At 71.4% G+C, this 19074-nt stretch carries 18 protein-coding genes and 1 riboswitch; of the genes, 12 read left to right on the top strand and 6 right to left on the bottom strand.

The genetic code is table 11. The features are described 5' to 3' along the window. Nucleotides 1-5 precede the first annotated feature (5 nt). Entirely contained in the window at nt 6-920 is a 915-nt protein-coding gene (locus OG199_RS14780; protein ID WP_405829826.1) for a MerR family transcriptional regulator, read from the top strand. Between the two features lie 48 nt (nt 921-968). Next, entirely contained in the window at nt 969-1181 is a 213-nt protein-coding gene (locus OG199_RS14775; protein WP_148010556.1) for an EF-hand domain-containing protein, read from the top strand. 315 nt (nt 1182-1496) lie between these two features. On the opposite strand, the gene OG199_RS14770 is transcribed toward OG199_RS14775, so the two are convergent. Next, on the bottom strand, nt 1497-2507 hold the full coding sequence (locus tag OG199_RS14770) for an AraC family transcriptional regulator (RefSeq protein ID WP_405829823.1): 1011 nt from the start codon (nt 2505-2507) through the stop codon (nt 1497-1499). 101 nt (nt 2508-2608) lie between these two features. Between OG199_RS14770 and OG199_RS14765 the strand changes: the two genes are divergently transcribed. Both OG199_RS14765 and OG199_RS14760 read left to right on the top strand, forming a co-directional pair. Then, complete coding sequence (locus tag OG199_RS14765) at nt 2609-3604, top strand: zinc-dependent alcohol dehydrogenase family protein (RefSeq protein ID WP_405829821.1); 996 nt, start codon at nt 2609-2611, stop codon at nt 3602-3604. Between the two features lie 79 nt (nt 3605-3683). Beyond that, complete coding sequence (locus tag OG199_RS14760) at nt 3684-4433, top strand: NADPH-dependent F420 reductase (RefSeq protein ID WP_405834550.1); 750 nt, start codon at nt 3684-3686, stop codon at nt 4431-4433. 163 nt (nt 4434-4596) lie between these two features. Here the strand turns inward: OG199_RS14760 and OG199_RS14755 are convergent, their stop codons facing one another. Beyond that, on the bottom strand, nt 4597-5151 hold the full coding sequence (locus tag OG199_RS14755) for a glycoside hydrolase family 25 protein (protein ID WP_401799799.1): 555 nt from the start codon (nt 5149-5151) through the stop codon (nt 4597-4599). A gap of 411 nt (nt 5152-5562) precedes the next feature. Between OG199_RS14755 and OG199_RS14750 the strand changes: the two genes are divergently transcribed. From OG199_RS14750 to OG199_RS14735, 4 genes are all read left to right on the top strand, one after another. After that, nucleotides 5563-5847 carry a hypothetical protein gene (locus OG199_RS14750; RefSeq protein ID WP_405829820.1) on the top strand — a complete coding sequence of 95 codons (285 nt, stop codon included), beginning with the start codon at nt 5563-5565 and terminating at the stop codon, nt 5845-5847. A gap of 3 nt (nt 5848-5850) precedes the next feature. Beyond that, nucleotides 5851-7035: an MAB_1171c family putative transporter gene (locus OG199_RS14745; RefSeq protein WP_405829818.1), complete on the top strand. Its 1185-nt coding sequence runs from the start codon at nt 5851-5853 to the stop codon at nt 7033-7035. Nucleotides 7036-7412: 377 nt separating this feature from the next. Continuing rightward, nucleotides 7413-8807: an FAD-dependent oxidoreductase gene (locus OG199_RS14740; RefSeq protein ID WP_405829817.1), complete on the top strand. Its 1395-nt coding sequence runs from the start codon at nt 7413-7415 to the stop codon at nt 8805-8807. Nucleotides 8808-8911: 104 nt separating this feature from the next. Further along, nucleotides 8912-9901 carry a polyprenyl synthetase family protein gene (locus OG199_RS14735; RefSeq protein ID WP_356807920.1) on the top strand — a complete coding sequence of 330 codons (990 nt, stop codon included), beginning with the start codon at nt 8912-8914 and terminating at the stop codon, nt 9899-9901. A 291-nt stretch (nt 9902-10192) separates the two neighbouring features. On the opposite strand, the gene OG199_RS14730 is transcribed toward OG199_RS14735, so the two are convergent. The 4 genes from OG199_RS14730 to gcvT form a co-directional block, all read right to left on the bottom strand. After that, nucleotides 10193-11560 (bottom strand): L-serine ammonia-lyase, encoded by a 1368-nt coding sequence (locus OG199_RS14730; protein WP_356807918.1) that lies wholly within the window; start codon nt 11558-11560, stop codon nt 10193-10195. Between the two features lie 100 nt (nt 11561-11660). Further along, entirely contained in the window at nt 11661-12923 is a 1263-nt protein-coding gene (glyA, locus tag OG199_RS14725; protein WP_401799818.1) for a serine hydroxymethyltransferase, read from the bottom strand. 11 nt (nt 12924-12934) lie between these two features. Next, nucleotides 12935-13312, bottom strand: a complete 378-nt coding sequence (gene gcvH / locus OG199_RS14720; RefSeq protein ID WP_266701478.1) for a glycine cleavage system protein GcvH — start codon at nt 13310-13312, stop codon at nt 12935-12937. Between the two features lie 134 nt (nt 13313-13446). Then, entirely contained in the window at nt 13447-14565 is a 1119-nt protein-coding gene (gcvT, locus tag OG199_RS14715) for a glycine cleavage system aminomethyltransferase GcvT (protein ID WP_405829814.1), read from the bottom strand. A gap of 146 nt (nt 14566-14711) precedes the next feature. After that, nucleotides 14712-14833, bottom strand: a riboswitch (glycine riboswitch). Between the two features lie 168 nt (nt 14834-15001). On the opposite strand from gcvT, the gene OG199_RS14710 reads away from it, so the two are divergent. From OG199_RS14710 to OG199_RS14695, 4 genes are all read left to right on the top strand, one after another. Beyond that, nucleotides 15002-15676, top strand: coding sequence for an AAA family ATPase (locus OG199_RS14710; protein WP_356802953.1), 675 nt, complete (start codon nt 15002-15004; stop codon nt 15674-15676). Between the two features lie 284 nt (nt 15677-15960). Beyond that, nucleotides 15961-16743 carry an enhanced serine sensitivity protein SseB gene (locus OG199_RS14705; RefSeq protein ID WP_401799821.1) on the top strand — a complete coding sequence of 261 codons (783 nt, stop codon included), beginning with the start codon at nt 15961-15963 and terminating at the stop codon, nt 16741-16743. A gap of 170 nt (nt 16744-16913) precedes the next feature. Further along, nucleotides 16914-17714, top strand: a complete 801-nt coding sequence (locus OG199_RS14700) for an enhanced serine sensitivity protein SseB C-terminal domain-containing protein (RefSeq protein ID WP_356802922.1) — start codon at nt 16914-16916, stop codon at nt 17712-17714. Between the two features lie 345 nt (nt 17715-18059). Continuing rightward, the gene (locus OG199_RS14695; RefSeq protein WP_356802924.1) at nt 18060-19067 is read left to right on the top strand and encodes an ABC transporter permease; all 1008 of its coding nucleotides are present in this window, start codon (nt 18060-18062) and stop codon (nt 19065-19067) included. The last annotated feature ends 7 nt before the right edge of the window (nt 19068-19074 follow it).

The raw sequence follows: 19074 nt of genomic DNA, 5'->3' as shown, positions 1-19074 counted from the left end.
CCGACATGACCGACGACGGCATCCGCCTCCTCACCATCGGCGAGCTGGCCCGGAACACCGGACTGACCGTCCGCACCATCCGCTACTGGTCGGACGAGGGCGTCCTGCCCCCGGTGGCCCGTTCCGCCGCCGGCTACCGCCTCTACGACGCGGAGTCGGTGGCCCGGCTGGAACTGATCCGCACCCTGCGCGAACTCGGCCTCGGGCTGGGCGATGTGCACAGGGTGCTGGCCGGCGAGGCGACGGTCGCGCAGGTGGCCGCCGCGCACGTGGCGGCGCTGGACGCGCAGATCCGTTCGCTGCGGGTGACCCGGGCGGTGCTGTCGACCGTGGCGCGACGCGGTTCCACCGCAGAGGAGATGACGCTCATGAACAAGCTGGCGCGGCTGTCGGCCGCCGAGCGCAGACGGATCATGGAGGAGTTCGTGGAGGAGACGTTCCACGGGCTCGACACGGCGGACCCGGTCATCCGCGAACGCATGCGCGCCATGGCCGTGGACCTCCCGGACGACCCGACGCCCGAACAGGTGGACGCCTGGGTGGAACTGGCCGAACTGCTCCAGGACCCGGAGTTCCGGGCGCGGATGCGGGAGGTGGCCGAGTTCAACGCGGCCGACCGCGGCCACGAGTCTCCCGCCGGGGCCTCTCTGTGGTTCGCCCGCCGTCTGATCCAGCTGGCGGCACGGGCCCGCGAGCGCGGGATCGAGCCCGGGACGCCGGAGGCCGGGGAGGTGCTGCGCGACCTGCTCGGCGACGCGGATCCGGTCGCCGTGCTGGAACGCCTGGAGTCCGCCGCGAACGACCGGATCGCCCGCTACCGGGAGTTGCTCTCGCTGGCGAAGGGCCAGGGAACCCTGCCCGCGCACCGCGAGGAGTTCGCGTGGGTGGTCGCCGCACTGCGCGGCCTGTCCGCCCGTTAATCTGACCTCCGTACACACGGCAGTAATGCACTACGAAGGGGCGGATCGGTGGCGGACATCGAGGAAGCACGCAAGCAGTTCGAGCGGATCGATACGGATGGTGACGGTTTCATCACCGCGGCCGAGTTCAAGAGCGCCCTCGCCCAGGGCGGCGACTGGAACGTCACCGAGTCGGTGGCGGAGGCCGTCATCGCCACCCGCGACCTCAACGGCGACAAGGTCCTCTCGTTCGACGAGTTCTGGACCCACCTGAACAAGTGACGCACGCGAAGGGGCGTCCACCGGTGATCCGGCGGGCGCCCCTTCGTCATGCCCCGGCGAGGCGCACGCTCCGCCGCCCGTCCCGCCGCCCCGGCGTCAGCGCCAGGCCGAAGCATGCGCCGAGCCGGTCAGCGGTCAGCGGTCACCGTTCAGAACGGAGAGTCGACCGGTCCCCCGGGCGAGCTCGCGGCCGTCCCGCAGCGGGGGGGGCGTACGGGGTGCCCAGAGGCAGCTCCTGCGAATGGCGGGTCACCAGGACCGTCGCCGGCCGCGGGTGCTCACGGCGCAGGACGTGTTCCCGCCGCGCGGGGAAGGTCAGGAGGTCCGCCCGCGGTACTGGCCCGGTGCCACCCCGTACTCCCGCTTGAAGGCCTTGGCGAAGGCGAACTCCGAGGCGTAGCCGGTGCGTCGGGCGACCAGACGGAGCGGAGTGCCGTCCGTGCGCAGCAGTCGGCCGGCCGTGGTCATCCGCCACCAGGTCAGGTAGGCGAGCGGGGGTCTGCCCACGAGCGTGGTGAAGCGGCGGGCGAAGGCGGCGCGGGAGAGGCCGCCGAGAGCGCCGAGTTCCTCGACCGTCCAGGGACGGGACGGATCGCCGTGCACCGCGCGCAGGGCCGCCGAGACGGCCGGGTCGGCGAGCGCGGCGGACCAGCCCGTGGGGTGCCCGGAGTCGTGCCGCTCGCCCTGCCACCAGGCGCGCAGGATGTACAGCAGGAGGGTGTCGAGCAGCGAGGTGACGACCGCGTCGGAGCCCGGCCGCGGCTCCTCCAGCTCGCTGCCGAGGAGTTCGACCGTGGCCCGCAGCGAGCGGTGCGCCCCGACCCGGGCGGGCAGATGGACCACCTCAGGGAGCTCCGAGAGGAGCGGGTGGGCGCGAGCGCGGTCCAACTGGTAGGCGCCGCACAGCAGGACGGTCGGCGCACCGGCCGACGGGGGCCGCGGCGAAGGGAGCCGGCACACGGGCTCCGGCGACTCCGGCGACGAGGGGAGGCGGTCCGAGGGGTCCCGGGGAGGCGAGGCGGAAGCACGCGGCGGGTCGTCGGGCCAGGTGCCGTCGGGCCGCGGCCGTACCTCCTCCAGGGGCGCGTCCGGATCCGCGGCCAGCGCGTGCCCGCGGCCGTGGGCGAGGAAGACCACGTCTCCGGGAGCGAGCGCCACCGGGTCGCCCTCCGCGGGCAGCAGCCACGCCGAACCCTGGAGCACCACGTGGAAACCGGCCCCGTCCGAGGCCTCGAAACGCATCCCCCAGGGCGCGGACCTGTCCCGGCGCGAGGAGTGCGGGCGCCCGGTGCGCAGGGTCGCGATGACGTCACTGAGTACGTCCATGCCCGTACCGTAACGCGTGGACCGCACGGCGAGACGCACGGACAGGAAAGCGCGACCGGCAGGCATGGATCGTCTCGCGCCGCGCTTCTAGCGTCGTCGGCATGTCATCAACTTCCGCACGCACCGTGCTCTTTCACGAACTCGGCGGTCCCGAGGTCCTGACGGTCGAGGACGTCGACGTACCCGATCCGGGCCCCGGCCAGGTCCTCGTCCGTGTCGAGGCGCTGGGCCTCAACCGGGCCGAGGCCCTGTTCCGCGCGGGGACGTACTACTACCAGCCCACCCTGCCCGGCTCACGGCTCGGTTACGAGGCGTCCGGCACCGTCGAGGCCGTCGGCGAGGGCGTCGACGACTTCGCCGTGGGCGACCCCGTGACGACCGGCCCCGGCATCGAGATGAGCGCGCAGGGCGTGTACGCGGAACGGATCGTGCTGCCCGGCACCGCGGTCGTGCCGCGCCCGGAGTCGGTGGACGCGGTCACCGGCGCGGCGTCGTGGCTGACCTACACGACCGCGTACGGCGCCCTGCTGGAGACCGCGGGGCTCAGGCCCGGCGACCACGTCCTGATCACCGGCGCGTCGAGCGGGGTCGGCACCGCCGCGATCCAGGTCGCCCGCCGCGTCGGCGCGATCCCGCTCGCCACCACCCGGACCGGGGCGAAGAAGCGGCGGCTTCTCGCACTCGGGGCGGAGCACGTGCTCGTCTCCGGCGAGGAGGACGTGCCCAAGGAGGTCCGGCGGCTCACCGGCGGGAAGGGGGCCGAGGTGATCTTCGACGCGATCGGCGGGCCGGAGTTCCGGGCGCTGGGCGAGGCGCTGGCGGACGGCGGTGCGATGGTCGTCTACGGCTGGCTGGACCGGCGCCCGGCCGAGCTGCCCTGGAACTGGCCGCTCACCCTCCACACGTACGCGAACGCCGCCCTCACCTCGACCCCGGGAGGCTGCCGCCGTTCCACGGCCTTCCTCAACGCGGGCCTGCGGGACGGTGGTTTCCGGCCACCGGTCGCCGAGGTGTTCGTCGGCCTCGACAGGATCGGGGACGCGCACCGCCTGATGGAGAACAACACGCACCTGGGCAAGATCGTGGTGAAGCCGTGAGCCGCGCGTGCGAGGCCGTGAGCCGCGCGCGAGCCGTGGGATGAAGCCATGGGGGTGAAACGACGGGGGCGCTCACCCGATTGCCGTACGCCCCCGGAATAGCCTTTCCCGCTGCGGGGTTGATGCTCGCCATCAGGAGTATCAACCACTGAAGGGCCTGGCACTCATGAAGATCGGCATCATCGGCGCGGGCAACATCGGCGGCAACCTCACCCGGCGGCTGACCGCCCTCGGACACGACGTGTCCGTCGCGAACTCGCGCGGTCCCGAGACCCTGACCGCGCTGGCCGAGGAGACCGGGGCGACGCCCGTCGCGGTCGGGGAGGCGGCGCGCGGTGCCGAGGTGGTCGTCGTCACGGTCCCGCTGAAGGCGGTGCCCGACCTGCCGTCCGGTGTGCTGGACGGGGCGGCCGACGGAGTCGCCGTCATCGACACCGGGAACTACTACCCGCAGCAGCGGGACGGCAGGATCGCCGCGATCGAGGACGACGGGCTCACCGAGAGCCGCTGGACGTCCCAGCAGATCGGCCACCCCGTCGTGAAGGCGTTCAACGGCACGTTCGCGCAGGACATCCTGGACCGGCACCGCCCGGCGGGCGACCCCGACCGCATGGCCCTGCCGGTGGCCGGCGACGACGAGGCCGCCAAGCGGGTCGTACGCGACCTCATCGACGAACTCGGCTTCGACACGGTCGACGCGGGTGGCATCGACGCATCCTGGCGGCAGCAGCCCGGCACCCCGGTGTACGGCCTCCAGAAGGGTCTCGAGGCGGTGACCAAGGCACTGGCGGAGGCGTCCGCGGAGCGCCCGGCGGACTTCCGCGGCTGATATTTCGCGACACCCCGGCGCCGGACGGCCGGCGCCGGGGGAAGCCTGACATCGGTGCGGTCCTCCGATGCCGGCCGTCCGACGCCGGTCACCCGGCGTCGGTCGGTGACCCAGGTCCGGACCGCCGCCCGACCCCGTCGGACCCACGCCGTACGCCCGCCGGTCAGTCCGCGGCCCACTCACGCAGCGCCGCCTTGCTGGAGAACTGCGCGACGTCCTTGTCCACGGGGTTGTCGGTGTATTGATGGAAACGCCACTTCGCCTTGATGCGGGGCTCGCCCGCGGTCACGTAGTCGGCGATCCACAGGCCGTCCCCCGCGTACGAGGTGGTGTCGACATTGAGCCAGAAGTTGCGGTTCGTGTAGAGCAGGACCCGGTGGCCCGGCCTCAGCTCCTTCACCTTGCGCACGAAGCGGTCCTTCTCCGCGTTGCTGGCGTGGGTGCCGTCACCGGTGGTCTCCCAGTCGACGGCGAGCAGGTCACCGGCCTTCTCCGGGGCCTTGCCGACGAAGTACTCGGCCTGGGCGGTGATGTCGCCGGGCCACAGGAAGTGGTAGAAACCGACGACGCAGCCGCCGTCGCGGGCCGTCTTCACCTGGGCGGTGAGCTTCGGATTGACGTACGAACGGCCCTCGGTCGCCTTGATGAAGACGAAGGAGAGCCCGTCGGTGGAGTAGGCGGACGACTGGTAGGCGCTGACGTCGATGCCGCGGAGCATGGGGGACTCCTCCGTGCGTGGGGAACGGGTGCGAGCGAATCCGCCCCCGCGAGGGGGGATTCGGGGATTCACCGGTCTTGCGACCTCTCCGAGTCACGTTCCCCCGCATCGCCCACCCCACCCTCGAACGACCGACCGACGTCCTGTCGGTGGACGGGGAAGTCCACAGTGCGCGCTCCGGCGGGCGGCGCATGCCGATGATCTGGCCGAAGCCCGTCGCGCGGGCATCGGACGCACCGGAACCAGATCGGTGCAAGTCCCGTTTGATCGGTACTTGGGCCCCGCAGCTTGTTGCGCCGCGCAGAGCCTGAGCTGGCCGAAGGGGTACCGGCTTTGGCATATTTACGGGCAGGGTGAGGCTCGGCGGATTCCGGGCCACGGGCGCCCACGCAAAGGTTCGCGGGGAGAACAGTGCGTACAGGAAGAGCCAGGGAAACGCGGCACCTGATCCGCCGGGTGACCGACGGGCCGCACCCGCCCGTTCCCTCGGCCCCCCACGTGCTCGTCGCCGCGCGGCTCGCCCGGGTGGCCGAGGTCGGAGGCCGTCAGGTCGTCCTTCGCGAAGGGGAGTTCCCGTACGGCACCGCCACGAGCCCGTGGCTCGCCCTGCCCGAGCGGCACGTCGTCGCGGGTCAACGGGCGGCTCCCGTCCGCCGGATCACCGCGTCACCGGGACAACGCCGGTACAAGGTCTGAGCCGTGGGCGCCTCGACCTACTACATACCCGCGCTGGCCCTGTGGGCCGGCCTCGCCTCGAAACTGCCCGAGCTGGTGAGATCCTGGCGTGATCCACTGGTTCGATGCGTCTGCTGGGTGATCTTCCTGGGGGGCGCCGGGTTCGCCTTCGCCGCCCCGCCCACCGTCGCCGCCGTGAACAGGGCGAGCGGCATCCCCAATCTCGCCGCCCTTCTGGTCTACGCCGTCGTCAGTGCCTACAGCGCCTCCTGCCTGGTGCTCATCCTGCACTGGCGCGGAGGTCCCGCCGACCACGTGCGCCGTCTCGCGCGGCGCTGGCAGAGCGGCTACGCCGTCGTGATCGTCCTGTTGGTCCTCCTCTTCGTACTGGGGGACGCCCCCGTCGAGCGGCGGACGGACCTCGACACCTACTACGCCACCTCGCCCTGGATCGGGCAGATGATCGTGCTGTATCTGCTCGGCCACATGACCGCCGCGATCGCCACCACGGTGCTGTGCTGGCGCTGGGCGATCCAGGTGCACGGATGGCTGCGGGCCGGCCTGTGGCTGCTCGTGGCCGGCTGGCTGCTCAATCTGTCCTTCAGCACACTGAAGCTGACCGCGGTGGTGGCCCGGTGGGCCGGCCGGGACTGGGACGTCCTGAGCACCGTCCTGGCGCCCGGCCTCGTGGGCCTGGCCGCCACCGTCGCCACCGTCGGCTTCACACTGCCGCTGTACGGCCCGCGGCTGGTCGCGTTCTGGCGTGCGGTGGTGACCTGGAGACGGCTCGGCCCACTGTGGCGTGAACTCAGCAGTGCCGCTCCCGGCATGCCGCTCGCCGCGCCGATCCCCTGGTACTCGTCCTGCGCCGTGCGCCTCACCCGGCGTGAGGCCGGTATCCAGGACGGCTTGAACCTGGTGCGCCCGCACCTCGACGACCGGGTCCGGTCCGACGCGCAGACCGTGGCCCGAGCGGCGGGCCACGGCGCGGAGGACGCCTTCCGCATCGGTCTCGCGGCGATGATCGCCGCTGCCGTCCGCTCCCACACCGACGACGCGCCCGCCGCGCGGGTGGCCGTCGCGCAGAGCACCGCGGGCTTCGCGTCGCGTACCACCCTGGTGGGTGTGGCGCGCGCGTTGCGGACGTCCCCCGTCGTCGCGGCGGCCCGTGCCGCCGCGGCGGCGGCCGACGAGAGAACTCTGTTGTGAACCCCCTTGGCGACCCTGGCTGGTCAGGGGAGACGCCGGCGCGGTACGCGGTGTGCGACGGGGACCGATGAGGCGCCGCCGCGCCGGCCTCGTACCGGCGAACGGGTAGAGCCCGGCGGGCGGTTGTCCCACGCCGCCGGGCGGTGACGCGCGGCGACGGTGCCCGCGGGAGATCGAACCGCCCCTCAGGTGGGAAGCCTTCGGCCGGACACGTCCACCGCACCGTCGTGGCCGTGTCCCGCGACAACCCGGCGGCCGGCCGGGCTCGGAGCACTCCGCGCGCAGCAGCGACAAGGCGTCGCGCATGATGCGGTGTGGTGTGCGGCCGGCGAGGTCAGCCGTCCACTCCGTCCCTGCAACAGAAGAGAGTTCCGTACATGCCCCACAGATCCGCGCCCCGCCGAACCGCCGTGGTCATCGGAGGGGGCATGACGGGCATGCTCGCGGCAGCCGTGCTCGCCGACCACGCCGACGTCACGATCGTCGAGCGCGACCTCCTGCCGGACGGCCCGCGACCCCGCAAGGGGCTGCCGCAGGCCCGGCACGCCCACGTGTTGTGGTCCGGCGGGGTCAAAGCCCTCGAGGAACTCCTGCCGGGTGTCGTCGACCGGCTCGTCGGCCAGGGCGCCCGGACCGCGCGCATCATGACCGACCTGGTGTCCAAAGCTCCGTCGGGCCAGTGGTTCCGTCGCTTCGACCACGCCCGCCACATCAACCTTCTGTGCAGCCGCGACCTGCTCGACGCCGTGATCCGCGCCAGGGTGCTCGATGACCGGCGCATCTCTCTGCGGCAGCAGACCGAACTGCTGTCCCTGGAGGGCGACGCCGGACGCGTGTCCGGCGTCCGTATACGCGCGGCGGGCACCGACAGCACCCTTGCCGCCGATCTGGTCGTCGACGCCGGCGGGCGTGGCAGCCGCGCCCCTGGCTGGCTCCGGGACCTGGGCCTTCCACCCGTGGCCGAGCGCACGGTCGACGCGGGCGTCGGCTACGCCAGCCGGATCTACCGTGCTCCCGGCACCGCCGGCGCCGGTTTCCCGATCGTCAACGTCCAGGCCGACCCCCGCCGGAACCCGGGAAGAGGCGGCATCATCACCCCCATCGAAGGCGGCCGCTGGCTGGTCACGCTCGCCGGCACCCGCGGGGGTCAGCCCAGCGGCGACAACGAGGAGTTCGTGCCCTTCGCGCTCAAGTTGCCGCACCCCGTCATCGGTGAACTCCTCGCCGGCGCCGAGCCCGAGACGGACGTCGTCACCACCCGTAGCACCGCCAACAGGAGGCGCTACTACGAGAAGGCCGCCCGCTGGCCCGACGGCTTCGCCGTCCTCGGCGAGGCCGTCGCCGGCTACAACCCGGTCTACGGTCACGGACTGAGCGCCGCCGCACAGAGCGTCGTCGCCCTGCGCGGCATCCTGCGACGGCACGACCTGCGTGCCCCCGGCACGTCCCGGCGCATCCAAAGAGCCGCGGCCCGACCGGTCGAGAACGCGTGGAGCCTGGCCGTGGGCCAGGACGTGTTCTACCCGGGTGCCAGCGCACAGCCGCCCACCCGGCTCGAACGGAACCTCGCCGCCTTCGTCGACAAGGCCGTCGACGCGGGTGCGCGCAACCCCCGCGCCCTCCGCATCCTGCTGGACGTGATGAGCATGGAGAAACCGCCCGCCCGGCTGCTCATGCCCGACATGCTCGCCCTGATCTACCTCGGCCGGAAGAAGCCTCTTCTGGAAAGCCCGCCGCTGACGGAGCACGAGCGAGCCGCGGCCACCGTCTGACGTCCTTCCCGGGGCCGCCGTCGCGCGTTCCGTGCCCCGGTCGATCCGAAGCCGTCGTCCGAAACGAGCCCACTGACATCCACCACGGAAGCACGGACCATCACATGACTCCCGCTGCCTATCTGGATCTCCATCGGAAGTTCTCCTCGGAGATAGAGGAGGAGATCGGGTCGATCCTCGAGGGGCTCGGCCCGTCGGCGGATTCCGTCAGGAGTGTCGTCACGGAACTCCTGGGCCACCAGAAGATGAAATACCCTCTGTCGGTGCTGCCGCTGGTCGTGCACGGCGTCGAGACGGGCAGCCCCGAACCCGCCGTCCCGCTCTCCGCCGTGCACGTGCTGTGGTGGACCTCGGCCTGCTACCTCGACGACCTGGCGGACGGGTACGGCGCGCACCCGCCGGCGGGCCTCACCGCGCACGAAGCCCTCCTCGCGGCCGTGGTCACGGGACACGTGCTCGCTCTGAGGGCGGTCGGCTCGCGACGGGTCCCGGAGCCGGTCCGCGGCGCTCTGACGGCCGAGATCCTCGACTGCGGGATCACCGCCGCCCAGGGACAACTGGGCGACATGCGCGCGGACGTGGGCTCCGCGTCCCGGAACTCGGTCCTCACGGCGTACCGGGAAAAATCCGGCGCCCCCTTCGGCATGATCACGGCGATGGCCGCGATTTTCGCGGGCGCGGAGGCCCGGCGGATCGATCTGTGGCGGGAGTTCGGCTCCGTGTTCGGCATCCTGTGGCAGCTGTTCAACGACCAGGAGGACATCGCCTCCGGACGGAACGAAGACCTGCTGAACGGCACGGCGACCTATCTTTCGGCATGCGCTCTGGAAGACGCGGCGCCCGATCTCAGGCACCGCATCCTTGACCTGCACGCCGGTGCGAGAACGTCCCCCGTGTCACGATCGGCCCTGGCCGGCCTCCTCCTCACACCCGCCGTTCTCGATCGCTACGAGGACGAGATCCACAAGTTCCGTGACGAGGCGCACCGCATCCTCGGCGACCTGGGTGGTGACGAGCGCTACCTGCCCGTCCTGCGGCAACTCGTGGATCAGACGTCCCGACTGCTGCTGCGGCCGGGGAGTGCGCCGGGATGAGCCCGACCGTCGACGGGCGGGAGCGGGCGTAGCGGCACCGGGGCGACGAGGTGGGGCGCCTCCACCGGCCGTCGCCGGGCCTGGGCGGACTCGACGAGCCCGCATCAGGAGATTCTCGGGGTCCGAGGTCGGGACGGATACCGGAGCTGGTGACGATGCGGATGTCCTCGGCTCCGGCCGAGGCCCCGCCTCTCTCAGGGACATTCCGGAGACTCTCCGCCGCGCACGCAGAGAAGGACCCGACCGCGCGGAATCACACGCACGCGCAGGTCAGTACCCGTGCGAATTCCCTCAGCACTCGATGATGTTGACCGCCAGCCCGCCCCGCGCCGTCTCCTTGTACTTGACGCTCATGTCCGCGCCGGTCTCCTTCATGGTCTTGATGACCTTGTCGAGGGACACCTTGTGGGAGCCGTCGCCGCGCATCGCCATCTTCGCGGCGGTGACCGCCTTGACCGCGGCCATGCCGTTGCGCTCGATGCAGGGGATCTGGACCAGGCCGCCGACCGGGTCGCAGGTGAGGCCGAGGTTGTGCTCCATGCCGATCTCCGCGGCGTTCTCGACCTGCTCGGGGGAGCCGCCCAGGACCTCGGCGAGGGCGCCCGCCGCCATCGAGCAGGCGGAGCCGACCTCGCCCTGGCAGCCGACCTCGGCGCCCGAGATGGACGCGTTCTCCTTGAAGAGCATGCCGATCGCGCCGGCGGCCAGCAGGAAGCGGACCACGCCGTCCTCGTCGGCGCCGGGCACGAAGTTGATGTAGTAGTGCAGCACCGCGGGGATGATGCCCGCGGCACCGTTGGTGGGGGCGGTGACGACCCGGCCGCCGGCCGCGTTCTCCTCGTTGACCGCCATCGCGTAGAGGGTGATCCACTCCATCGCGTGGGCCAGCGGGTCGCCCTCGGCGCGCAGCTGGCGGGCCGACATGGCGGCGCGCCGTCGCACCCGCAGGCCGCCGGGCAGGATGCCCTCGCGGGACATGCCGCGCGACACGCACGCCTGCATCACGCGCCAGATGCCGAGAAGGCCCTCGCGGATCTCCTCCTCGGTGCGCCAGGCCCGCTCGTTCTCCAGCATCAGCGCGGAGATCGACAGTCCGGTCTCCTGGGTCAGCCGCAGCAGCTCGTCGCCCGTGCGGAAGGGGTACTTCAGGACGGTGTCGTCCAGCTTGATGCGGTCCTCGCCCACCGCGTCCTCGTCGACCACGAAGCCGCCGCCGACGGAGTAGTACGTCTTCTCCAGCACCGGTTCGCCGGAGGCGCCGTACGCGAAGATCGTCATACCGTTCGCGTGGTACGGCAGGGCCTTGCGCCGGTGCAGGATCAGGTCGTCGTCGAAGGAGAAGGGGATCTCCCGCTCGCCGAGCAGGCTGATGCGGCCCGAGGCCTTGATCTCCTCGACGCGGCCGTCGGCCCCCTCCACGTCCACCGTCCGCGGCGAGGCGCCCTCCAGTCCGAGCAGCACCGCCTTCGGGGTGCCGTGCCCGTGCCCGGTCGCGCCCAGTGAGCCGTACAGCTCGGCCCGGACGGAGGCCACGGCGGGCAGCAGGTCCTCGTTGCGCAGCCGGTGGGCGAACATTCGTGCGGCGCGCATCGGGCCCACCGTGTGGGAGCTGGACGGGCCTATGCCGATCGAGAACAGGTCGAAGACCGAGATGGCCACGGGAACTCCTAGCAAGCGGGGTGGTGCATGAGGTGGGCGCCGCACACAGCTGTGCTTCCAGTGTGCGCGGCGCCCCGAAGAATCGTACGTTCCGCGCGAACTACTTCAGGCCGGGGTACAGCGGGTGCTTGTCGGCCAGAGCGGACACCCGGGCCTTGAGGGCGTCCGCGTCGTAGGACGGCTTCAGCGTCTCGGCGATGATGTCCGCGACCTCGGTGAAGTCCTCGGCCTGGAAGCCGCGGGTGGCGAGGGCGGGGGTGCCGATGCGCAGGCCCGAGGTCACCATCGGGGGCCGCGGGTCGTTCGGGATCGCGTTCCGGTTGACCGTGATGCCGACCTCGTGGAGCCGGTCCTCGGCCTGCTGTCCGTCCAGCTCGGAGTTGCGCAGGTCGACCAGGACCAGGTGCACCTCCGTGCCGCCCGACAGGACCGAGACACCGTGCTCGGTGACGTCGGCCCGCACCAGGCGTTCGGCGAGGATCCGCGCGCCGTCGAGCGTGCGCTGCTGGCGCTCCTTGAAGTCGTCGGAGGCGGCGACCTTGAAGGAGACGGCCTTCGCGGCGATCACGTGCTCCAGCGGACCGCCCTGCTGGCCCGGGAAGACCGCGGAGTTGATCTTCTTGGCCAGTTCGGCGGTGGAGAGGATCACGCCACCGCGCGGGCCGCCCAGCGTCTTGTGGGTGGTCGTGGTGACGACGTGGGCGTGCGGCACCGGGTTCGGGTGCAGCCCCGCCGCCACCAGGCCGGCGAAGTGCGCCATGTCGACCATCAGGTACGCGCCGACCTCGTCCGCGATCCGGCGGAAGGCGGCGAAGTCCAGCTGACGCGGGTAAGCGGACCAGCCGGCCACGATCAGCTTCGGCCTGGACTCCTTGGCGAGGCGCTCGACCTCGGCCATGTCGACCTGGCCCGACTCCTCGTCCACGTGGTACGCGACCACGTTGTAGAGCTTGCCGGAGAAGTTGATCTTCATGCCGTGGGTCAGGTGCCCGCCGTGCGCGAGGTTCAGGCCCATGATCGTGTCGCCCGGCTTGAGCAGCGCGAACATCGCGGCCGCGTTGGCCTGGGCGCCCGAGTGCGGCTGCACGTTCGCGTGCTCGGCGCCGAACAGCGCCTTGACGCGGTCGATGGCGATCTGCTCGACGACGTCGACGTGTTCGCAGCCGCCGTAGTAACGGCGGCCCGGGTAGCCCTCGGCGTACTTGTTGGTCAGGACCGAGCCCTGGGCCTCCATGACCGCGACCGGAGCGAAGTTCTCCGAGGCGATCATCTCCAGGGTGGACTGCTGGCGGTGCAGCTCGGCGTCGACGGCGGCCGCGACGTCCGGGTCCAGCTCGTGAAGGGGCGTGTTCAGAAGCGACATGCGGTGACTCCTCAGCCGGCGGTGAAGGCGGTGTACTCGTCGGCGGACATCAGGTCGTCCGGCTCGTCCGTGACGCGTACCTTGAACAGCCAGCCGCCCTCGAAGGGCGCGGAGTTCACCAGCGAGGGGTCGTCCACGACGTCCTGGTTGGCCTCCACGATCTCGCCGGTGACCGGCGCGTACAGGTCGCTGACCGACTTGGTCGACTCCAGCTCCCCGCAGGACTCGCCCGCGGTCACCGTGTCACCGACCTCCGGAAGCTGGGCGTAGACGACATCGCCGAGCGCGTTGGCCGCGAACTCGGTGATGCCGACTGTCGAGACGCCGTCCTCGGCGACCGACAGCCACTCGTGCTCCTTGCTGTAGCGCAGCTGCTGGGGGTTGCTCATGGCCTGAATTCTCCTGTACGCGGGGGAGTGCTGATGAACGGGTACGGACGGGGTGTCGGGTGTCCCCGGACGAGGGCCAGGGGACAGGGCGCGAACGAGGTACGTCACGTCGACGCGCCCGAGCCCTGGTGGACCTACTTCTGGCGCTTGTAGAACGGCAGCGCCACGACCTCGTACGGTTCGTGACTGCCCCGGATGTCCACGCCGACCCCGGTCGTGCCCGGTGCGGCGTGCGCGGCGTCGACGTAGGCCATCGCGATCGGCCGGCCCAGCGTCGGGGAGGGGGCGCCGGAGGTGACCTCGCCGACGACCGCGCCGTCCGCGACGACGGCGAACCCGGCGCGCGGGACGCGGCGGCCCTCGGCGACGAGCCCGACGAGCACCCGCGGGGGGTTCGCGGCGGCGCGTTCGGCGGCGGCCTCCAGGGCCTCGCGCCCCACGAAGTCACCCTCCTTCTCGAACTTCACGACCCGCCCGAGCCCCGCGTCGAAGGGGGTGAGCGAGGTGGTCAGCTCGTGCCCGTACAGCGGCATGCCCGCCTCCAGGCGCAGCGTGTCGCGGCAGGAAAGACCGCACGGGACCAGCCCGGCCGGCGCACCCGCCTCGGTCAGCGCCTGCCACAGCTTCTCGGCGTCGGACGGGGCCACGAAGAGCTCGAAGCCGTCCTCGCCCGTGTAGCCGGTGCGCGCGATCAGCGCCGGGACGCCCGCGACCGTGCCCGGTAGACCCGCGTAGTACTTCAGGCCGTCGAGGTCGGCGTCGGTCAGCGACTTGAGGATGCCGGAGGACTCGGGGCCCTGGATGGCGAGCAGCGCGTACGCGTCCCGGTCGTCGCGGACCTCGGCGTCGAAACCGGCGGCGCGCTCGGTCAGCGCGTCGAGGACGACCTGGGCGTTGGAGGCGTTGGCGACGACCATGTACTCGGTCTCGGCCAGCCGGTACACGATCAGGTCGTCGAGGATGCCGCCGTCCGCCCGGCAGATCATCGTGTAGCGGGCACGGCCCACGCCGACGGAGCCGATGTTGCCGACCAGCGCGTGGTTCAGCAGCGCGGCGGCCTGCGGGCCGGTGACCGTGATCTCGCCCATGTGCGAGAGGTCGAAGAGCCCGGCGCGGGTGCGGACGGCGACGTGCTCGTCGCGCTCGGAGCCGTACCGCAGGGGCATGTCCCAGCCCGCGAAGTCGGTCATCGTCGCGCCCAGCGAGCGATGCAGGGCATCGAGCGCGGTACGGCGGGGGGCGTTACTGCTCATCGGTGGGGCTCCCAAGGCATGACGGCGAGGTCGTTCCTCCCCATCTGTCATCGGAACCTGAGAGGTTCATCACGACCCCGCGAACGGAGGTCACGACTTGCACCTTGGGTGGAGCCACCGGTCAGCGGCCCGCTTTTCAGATGTGCCTCGCCCGCGCGGTAACGGGGCCTGAGAGATTCAAGGGAGGGACTTGCTCCTTCGGCGTCCCAGCAGCACGTACGTCACACGGGTGTGTGCACGTCACTGGGAACTCTCCCGCGCGGATTCAAGCGGCCGGTATGCAGTTGGCGGGCACATCATTGCACGCGCCGTCCGATGACGGCAGTCCGCATCTGTAACCGGCCTGTGGCAGTCCGAACACGGAAACAGGAACCACCGCGCATTACCTTCTCTTTACACTCGACGGGGATGGGACTCCGGACCCAAGGGGAGGACGATCACGGTGAACAGGACCAGGGCGTACGCGACGACCTCGGCCCTCGCGCTGCCGCAGCAGCCGAGTACCGCGGCCCGGGAGGCGTGCGGCACGCTTCCGGCGGCCGTGGTCCGCGACCTCAGGGAGCGGGCCGGACACAGCCCGCACGGCCTGTACTTCGGCACGGCGGACCTCGTGGTGGTCACCGGGCTGCCGGGCAGCGGCAAGTCGACCCTGATGCGCCGCGCGGTCGCGGGCCGGCGCGTGGACTCCCAGGACACCCGCGACCGCTGGGACGGCCGGCTGGCCCGCCGGCTCCCCTACGCGGTCTACCGCCCCCTCGTCCGTCTCGCGCACTACGCGGGCCTGCGCCGCACGCTGCGTTCCGGCACCGGCGTCGTCGTGCACGACTGCGGCACCCAGACCTGGGTGCGCCGCTGGCTCGCCCGCGAGGCCCGCCGCCGGGGCGGCACCCTCCACCTCCTGCTCCTCGACGTCACGCCGGGCACCGCGCTGGAGGGCCAGCGCGAGCGCGGCCGGGGCGTCTCGCGGTACGCGTTCGCGCGTCACCGGGGCGCGCTGAGCCGGCTGCTGCGCTCCGTCGAGCGGGGCGAACTGCCCGAGGGCTGCGGCTCGGCGGTACTCCTCGACCGCGAAGCGGCGGACGTGCTGCGCCGGATCGACTTCGACGGCTGACGGCTGACGGCTGACGGCTGACGGCTGACGGCTGACGGCTGACGACGGACGGGAGACGGGTGCGCGGGGACCGGCCGTGCGCGCGTCCGTCGTACGGGAGGGCGCGTCGTACGTGAGCGCGGAGCCGGCCGGACGGAGGGCCGGACGGGAGCCGGCGCGGGAGAACGGGACATCGTCGTACGAGAGGGTCGCGGGCGCCCACTAACCTTTCCAGCCGGAGCACCAGAACAGCACACCAGGACACCGGAACACCGGATCAGCGGTTCACAGCAGGCGGTAGACAGATGGACTTCCCCGACTTCCCGGCACCAGCGCACCCGCACCCCCACCCGCACGGCGGGTGGCCGGGCAACGAACTGGAGGAGGTGCTCTCCGCGTCCCTCGGAGTGCCCTCGGCGGGCGGCCGCATCGTCGAGGTCCTCGGCCGCAGCTTCGTCTGGGTGCCGCTGCCCAACGGCGGTGGCCCGCACGCGGGCCCCCTCGACCTGCCCACGCTGGAGATCGAGGGCCAGGCGTACGTGCCGGTCTTCAGCTCCGAGGAACAGTTCCGCCAGGTCGTCGGCAGCCATCTGTCGTTCACGATCGCGCCCGCCGTCGAGTTCGCCCGCGGGCTGCCCCCGCAGGTCGGCGTCGCGATCAATCCGGGCGGTGTGGTGGGCGTACCGCTGCCGCCCCTCGCGGTCGCCGAGCTGTGCCGTGCCGGACGCACCCCGCTGGACGGTCCCGCGAGCGGCGGCCGGGTGAGACTCTCCGAACCCGACTGGCAGGACGACCCGGTGGACTTCCTGGCCGCGGCCTCGGGCGAGTTCGCGGCGACCGGTGTGGTGCTGACCGCGCGCCGCTGCCTGGCCAGCATCGAGGGCGACGACCCCCTGATGTTCATCGGGGTCGAACTGGCCGGATGGGAGGGCGACGCCCGGACGCTCCCGCTGGACGCGCTCGGCCGGGCCCTCGGCCGGGTGCCGGTGGACCGGCCGGTGAACATGGTGTTCCTCGACGTCGCGCAGGACCCGGTGGGGGAGTGGATGCGCGCGAACGTGCGACCGTTCTACCGGCAGGGCTACTGACGCGGCGGGGAGCTCCGGAGCCGTGCGTCAAGTCGCTGTCAGGATCGCCGCTTAAGCTGGTTTCATGGCTCGGTCGGGGTGTGGGCGAGGTGTCGACGCATCTCGGGCACAGGTGTCGCTGGCGTAATGGGTGAGTTCATCGTGATTTCTTCGCGAAGGGGCGATTGAGGGTGAGTGCGTCGGGCACGGCCGCGGCCGGGCAGGTCGAGCACATGCTGCGCCAGGTGACGCCCGGGCGTTACGACGCCTACGAGGCGCTCCTTCACGCGCTCGCGACCCCGTCGTCCGGCCAGGTGTGGATGCTGCTCTGGCACGGCCAGGGCGGTTCTCCGGACGCCCAGTACGGGAACATGGAGGTGGAGGGCCTCGGTTACGCGCCGTGCGTCACCTCCGCCCAGGAGCTCTCGGCCAGTGGCTGGAACCGCTCGTACGAGGTCGTCGACGGACTCGACGTGGCCCGCACCCTGTACCCCGACCACTTCGGACTCTGGCTCAACCCGCACGCCCCGGGCGGCGGGCTCGGCATCCCGTGGCTGGATCTGCGCCGGATCGCCGCGGGCCTGGAACGCCAGCCCGCCGGCCCGCTGCGGCTGTCCGAACCCGGCATCGAGATCCCGCAGTTCTACGCCCTGCTCACGCAGAACGCGCATCGCACCCCGGCCGTCCGCTCCCTGCGGCGGACCTGGGTGCAGCCCGCGCTCGGGGCGCCCTATCTGGCCATCGGGCTCGACGTCTACGACACCTCGCCGCCCGCCGTCGACTCGGTGCGGGCGATGATGCAGCAGTCGATCGGCGCCGTTCCGGACGGGCTGCCCGTGTCGACCGTCGCGATGTCCGACGAGTACGACCCGGTGGCGATGTGGCTGCGCGCCAACGCGCGCCCGTTCTACGACCGCGAGGCCCACGCGGCCCCCGCGCAGGCGCCGGTGGCGGGCGGGTACGGGTACCCGCCGGCGCGCGGTGTTTACTGAGACCGTCGCTGGACGAACGGTGAAGGGCTGTCACGGCTTCTTCACCGGAAAGTCGGCATGTCTTCGCGCGTAGATGGCAAGGGATCGTCCGGTTAGGACCCGTATTCGCCGCGACCGTACCAACTGCCCCGTGTCCGACACCCGTTACCCGCCGTCCGGATAACGGAACACCTCAAACAGCATCACGTTTAGGCATCCATTCACCGTCAGGTCTGGCTACAGATCGCCGACGCGTTGAAGACTCCCGCTCCAGGGGGTTTAGCCCCTGTGTACGACGGACTGATCACGCCGCTACGAGCGGCACGTGTGGGCCGGCTACCGCCGGTTGAGAGGGGTCCCTGCCAGATGACGGCACCATTGCACGAGCCGACCGCGGAGGCACCCCCGAGTGCGGCCGAAGAAGCGGCGGCTGCAGCCGCCGGCGAGAAGGTCGTGCAGGGACGCTCCCTGGGCCGGATCGCCTGGGAGCGCCTGAAGAGGGACAAGCTCGCCCTGACCGGCGGCATCGTCGTGCTCGTCCTCATCGTGATCGCCCTGCTCGCGCCAGTGATCACCCACCTGCTCGGTCAGGATCCGGACACCTTCAACGAGAAGCTGATCGACCCTCTGTTCGGCACTCCCACGGGGTCATTGGGCGGCATCAGCGGCGACCACCTGCTGGGCGTCGAGCCCATCAACGGCCGCGACATCCTCGCCCGCATCCTCTACGGTGCCCGCGTCTCGCTCCTGGTGGGCTTCCTCTCCGCCGTCGTCGCGGTCATCCTCGGCACCGTGCTCGGCATCCTGGCGGGCTTCTTCGGAGGCTGGGTCGACTCGCTCATCAGCCGCGTGATGGACGGCCTGCTGGCCTTCCCGCAGCTCCTCTTCACGATCGCCCTGGTCTCGGTGATGCCGAACAACATGCTGGGCCTGTCCGGCTCCAACGTGCGTGTGTTCGTGATGATCCTGGTCATCGGTTTCTTCGGCTGGCCCTACATCGGACGCGTGGTGCGCGGCCAGACGCTCTCGATGCGTGAGCGCGAGTACGTCGAGGCCGCCCGATCGCTGGGCGCCGGGCGCTTCTACATCCTGTTCAAGGAGCTGCTGCCCAACCTGGTGGCGCCGATCATCGTCTACACGACGATGATGATCCCCACGAACATCCTCACCGAGGCGGCGCTCAGCTTCCTGGGCGTGGGCGTCAAGCCGCCCACCTCGTCCTGGGGACAGATGCTGTCGAGCGCGATCGACTACTACGAGTCCGACCCCATGTACATGGTGGTCCCCGGTGTGGCGATCTTCATCACCGTCCTTGCCTTCAACCTGTTCGGTGACGGCGTGCGTGACGCGCTGGACCCGAAGGCTTCCCGCTGAACTGCCA

It is taken from the genome of Streptomyces sp. NBC_01176 (genome assembly GCF_045039825.1).
Classification (GTDB): Bacteria; Actinomycetota; Actinomycetes; order Streptomycetales; family Streptomycetaceae; genus Streptomyces.
Note: the sequence above shows the minus strand (reverse complement) of the source record. Positions and strands in the feature narration are given on the sequence as shown.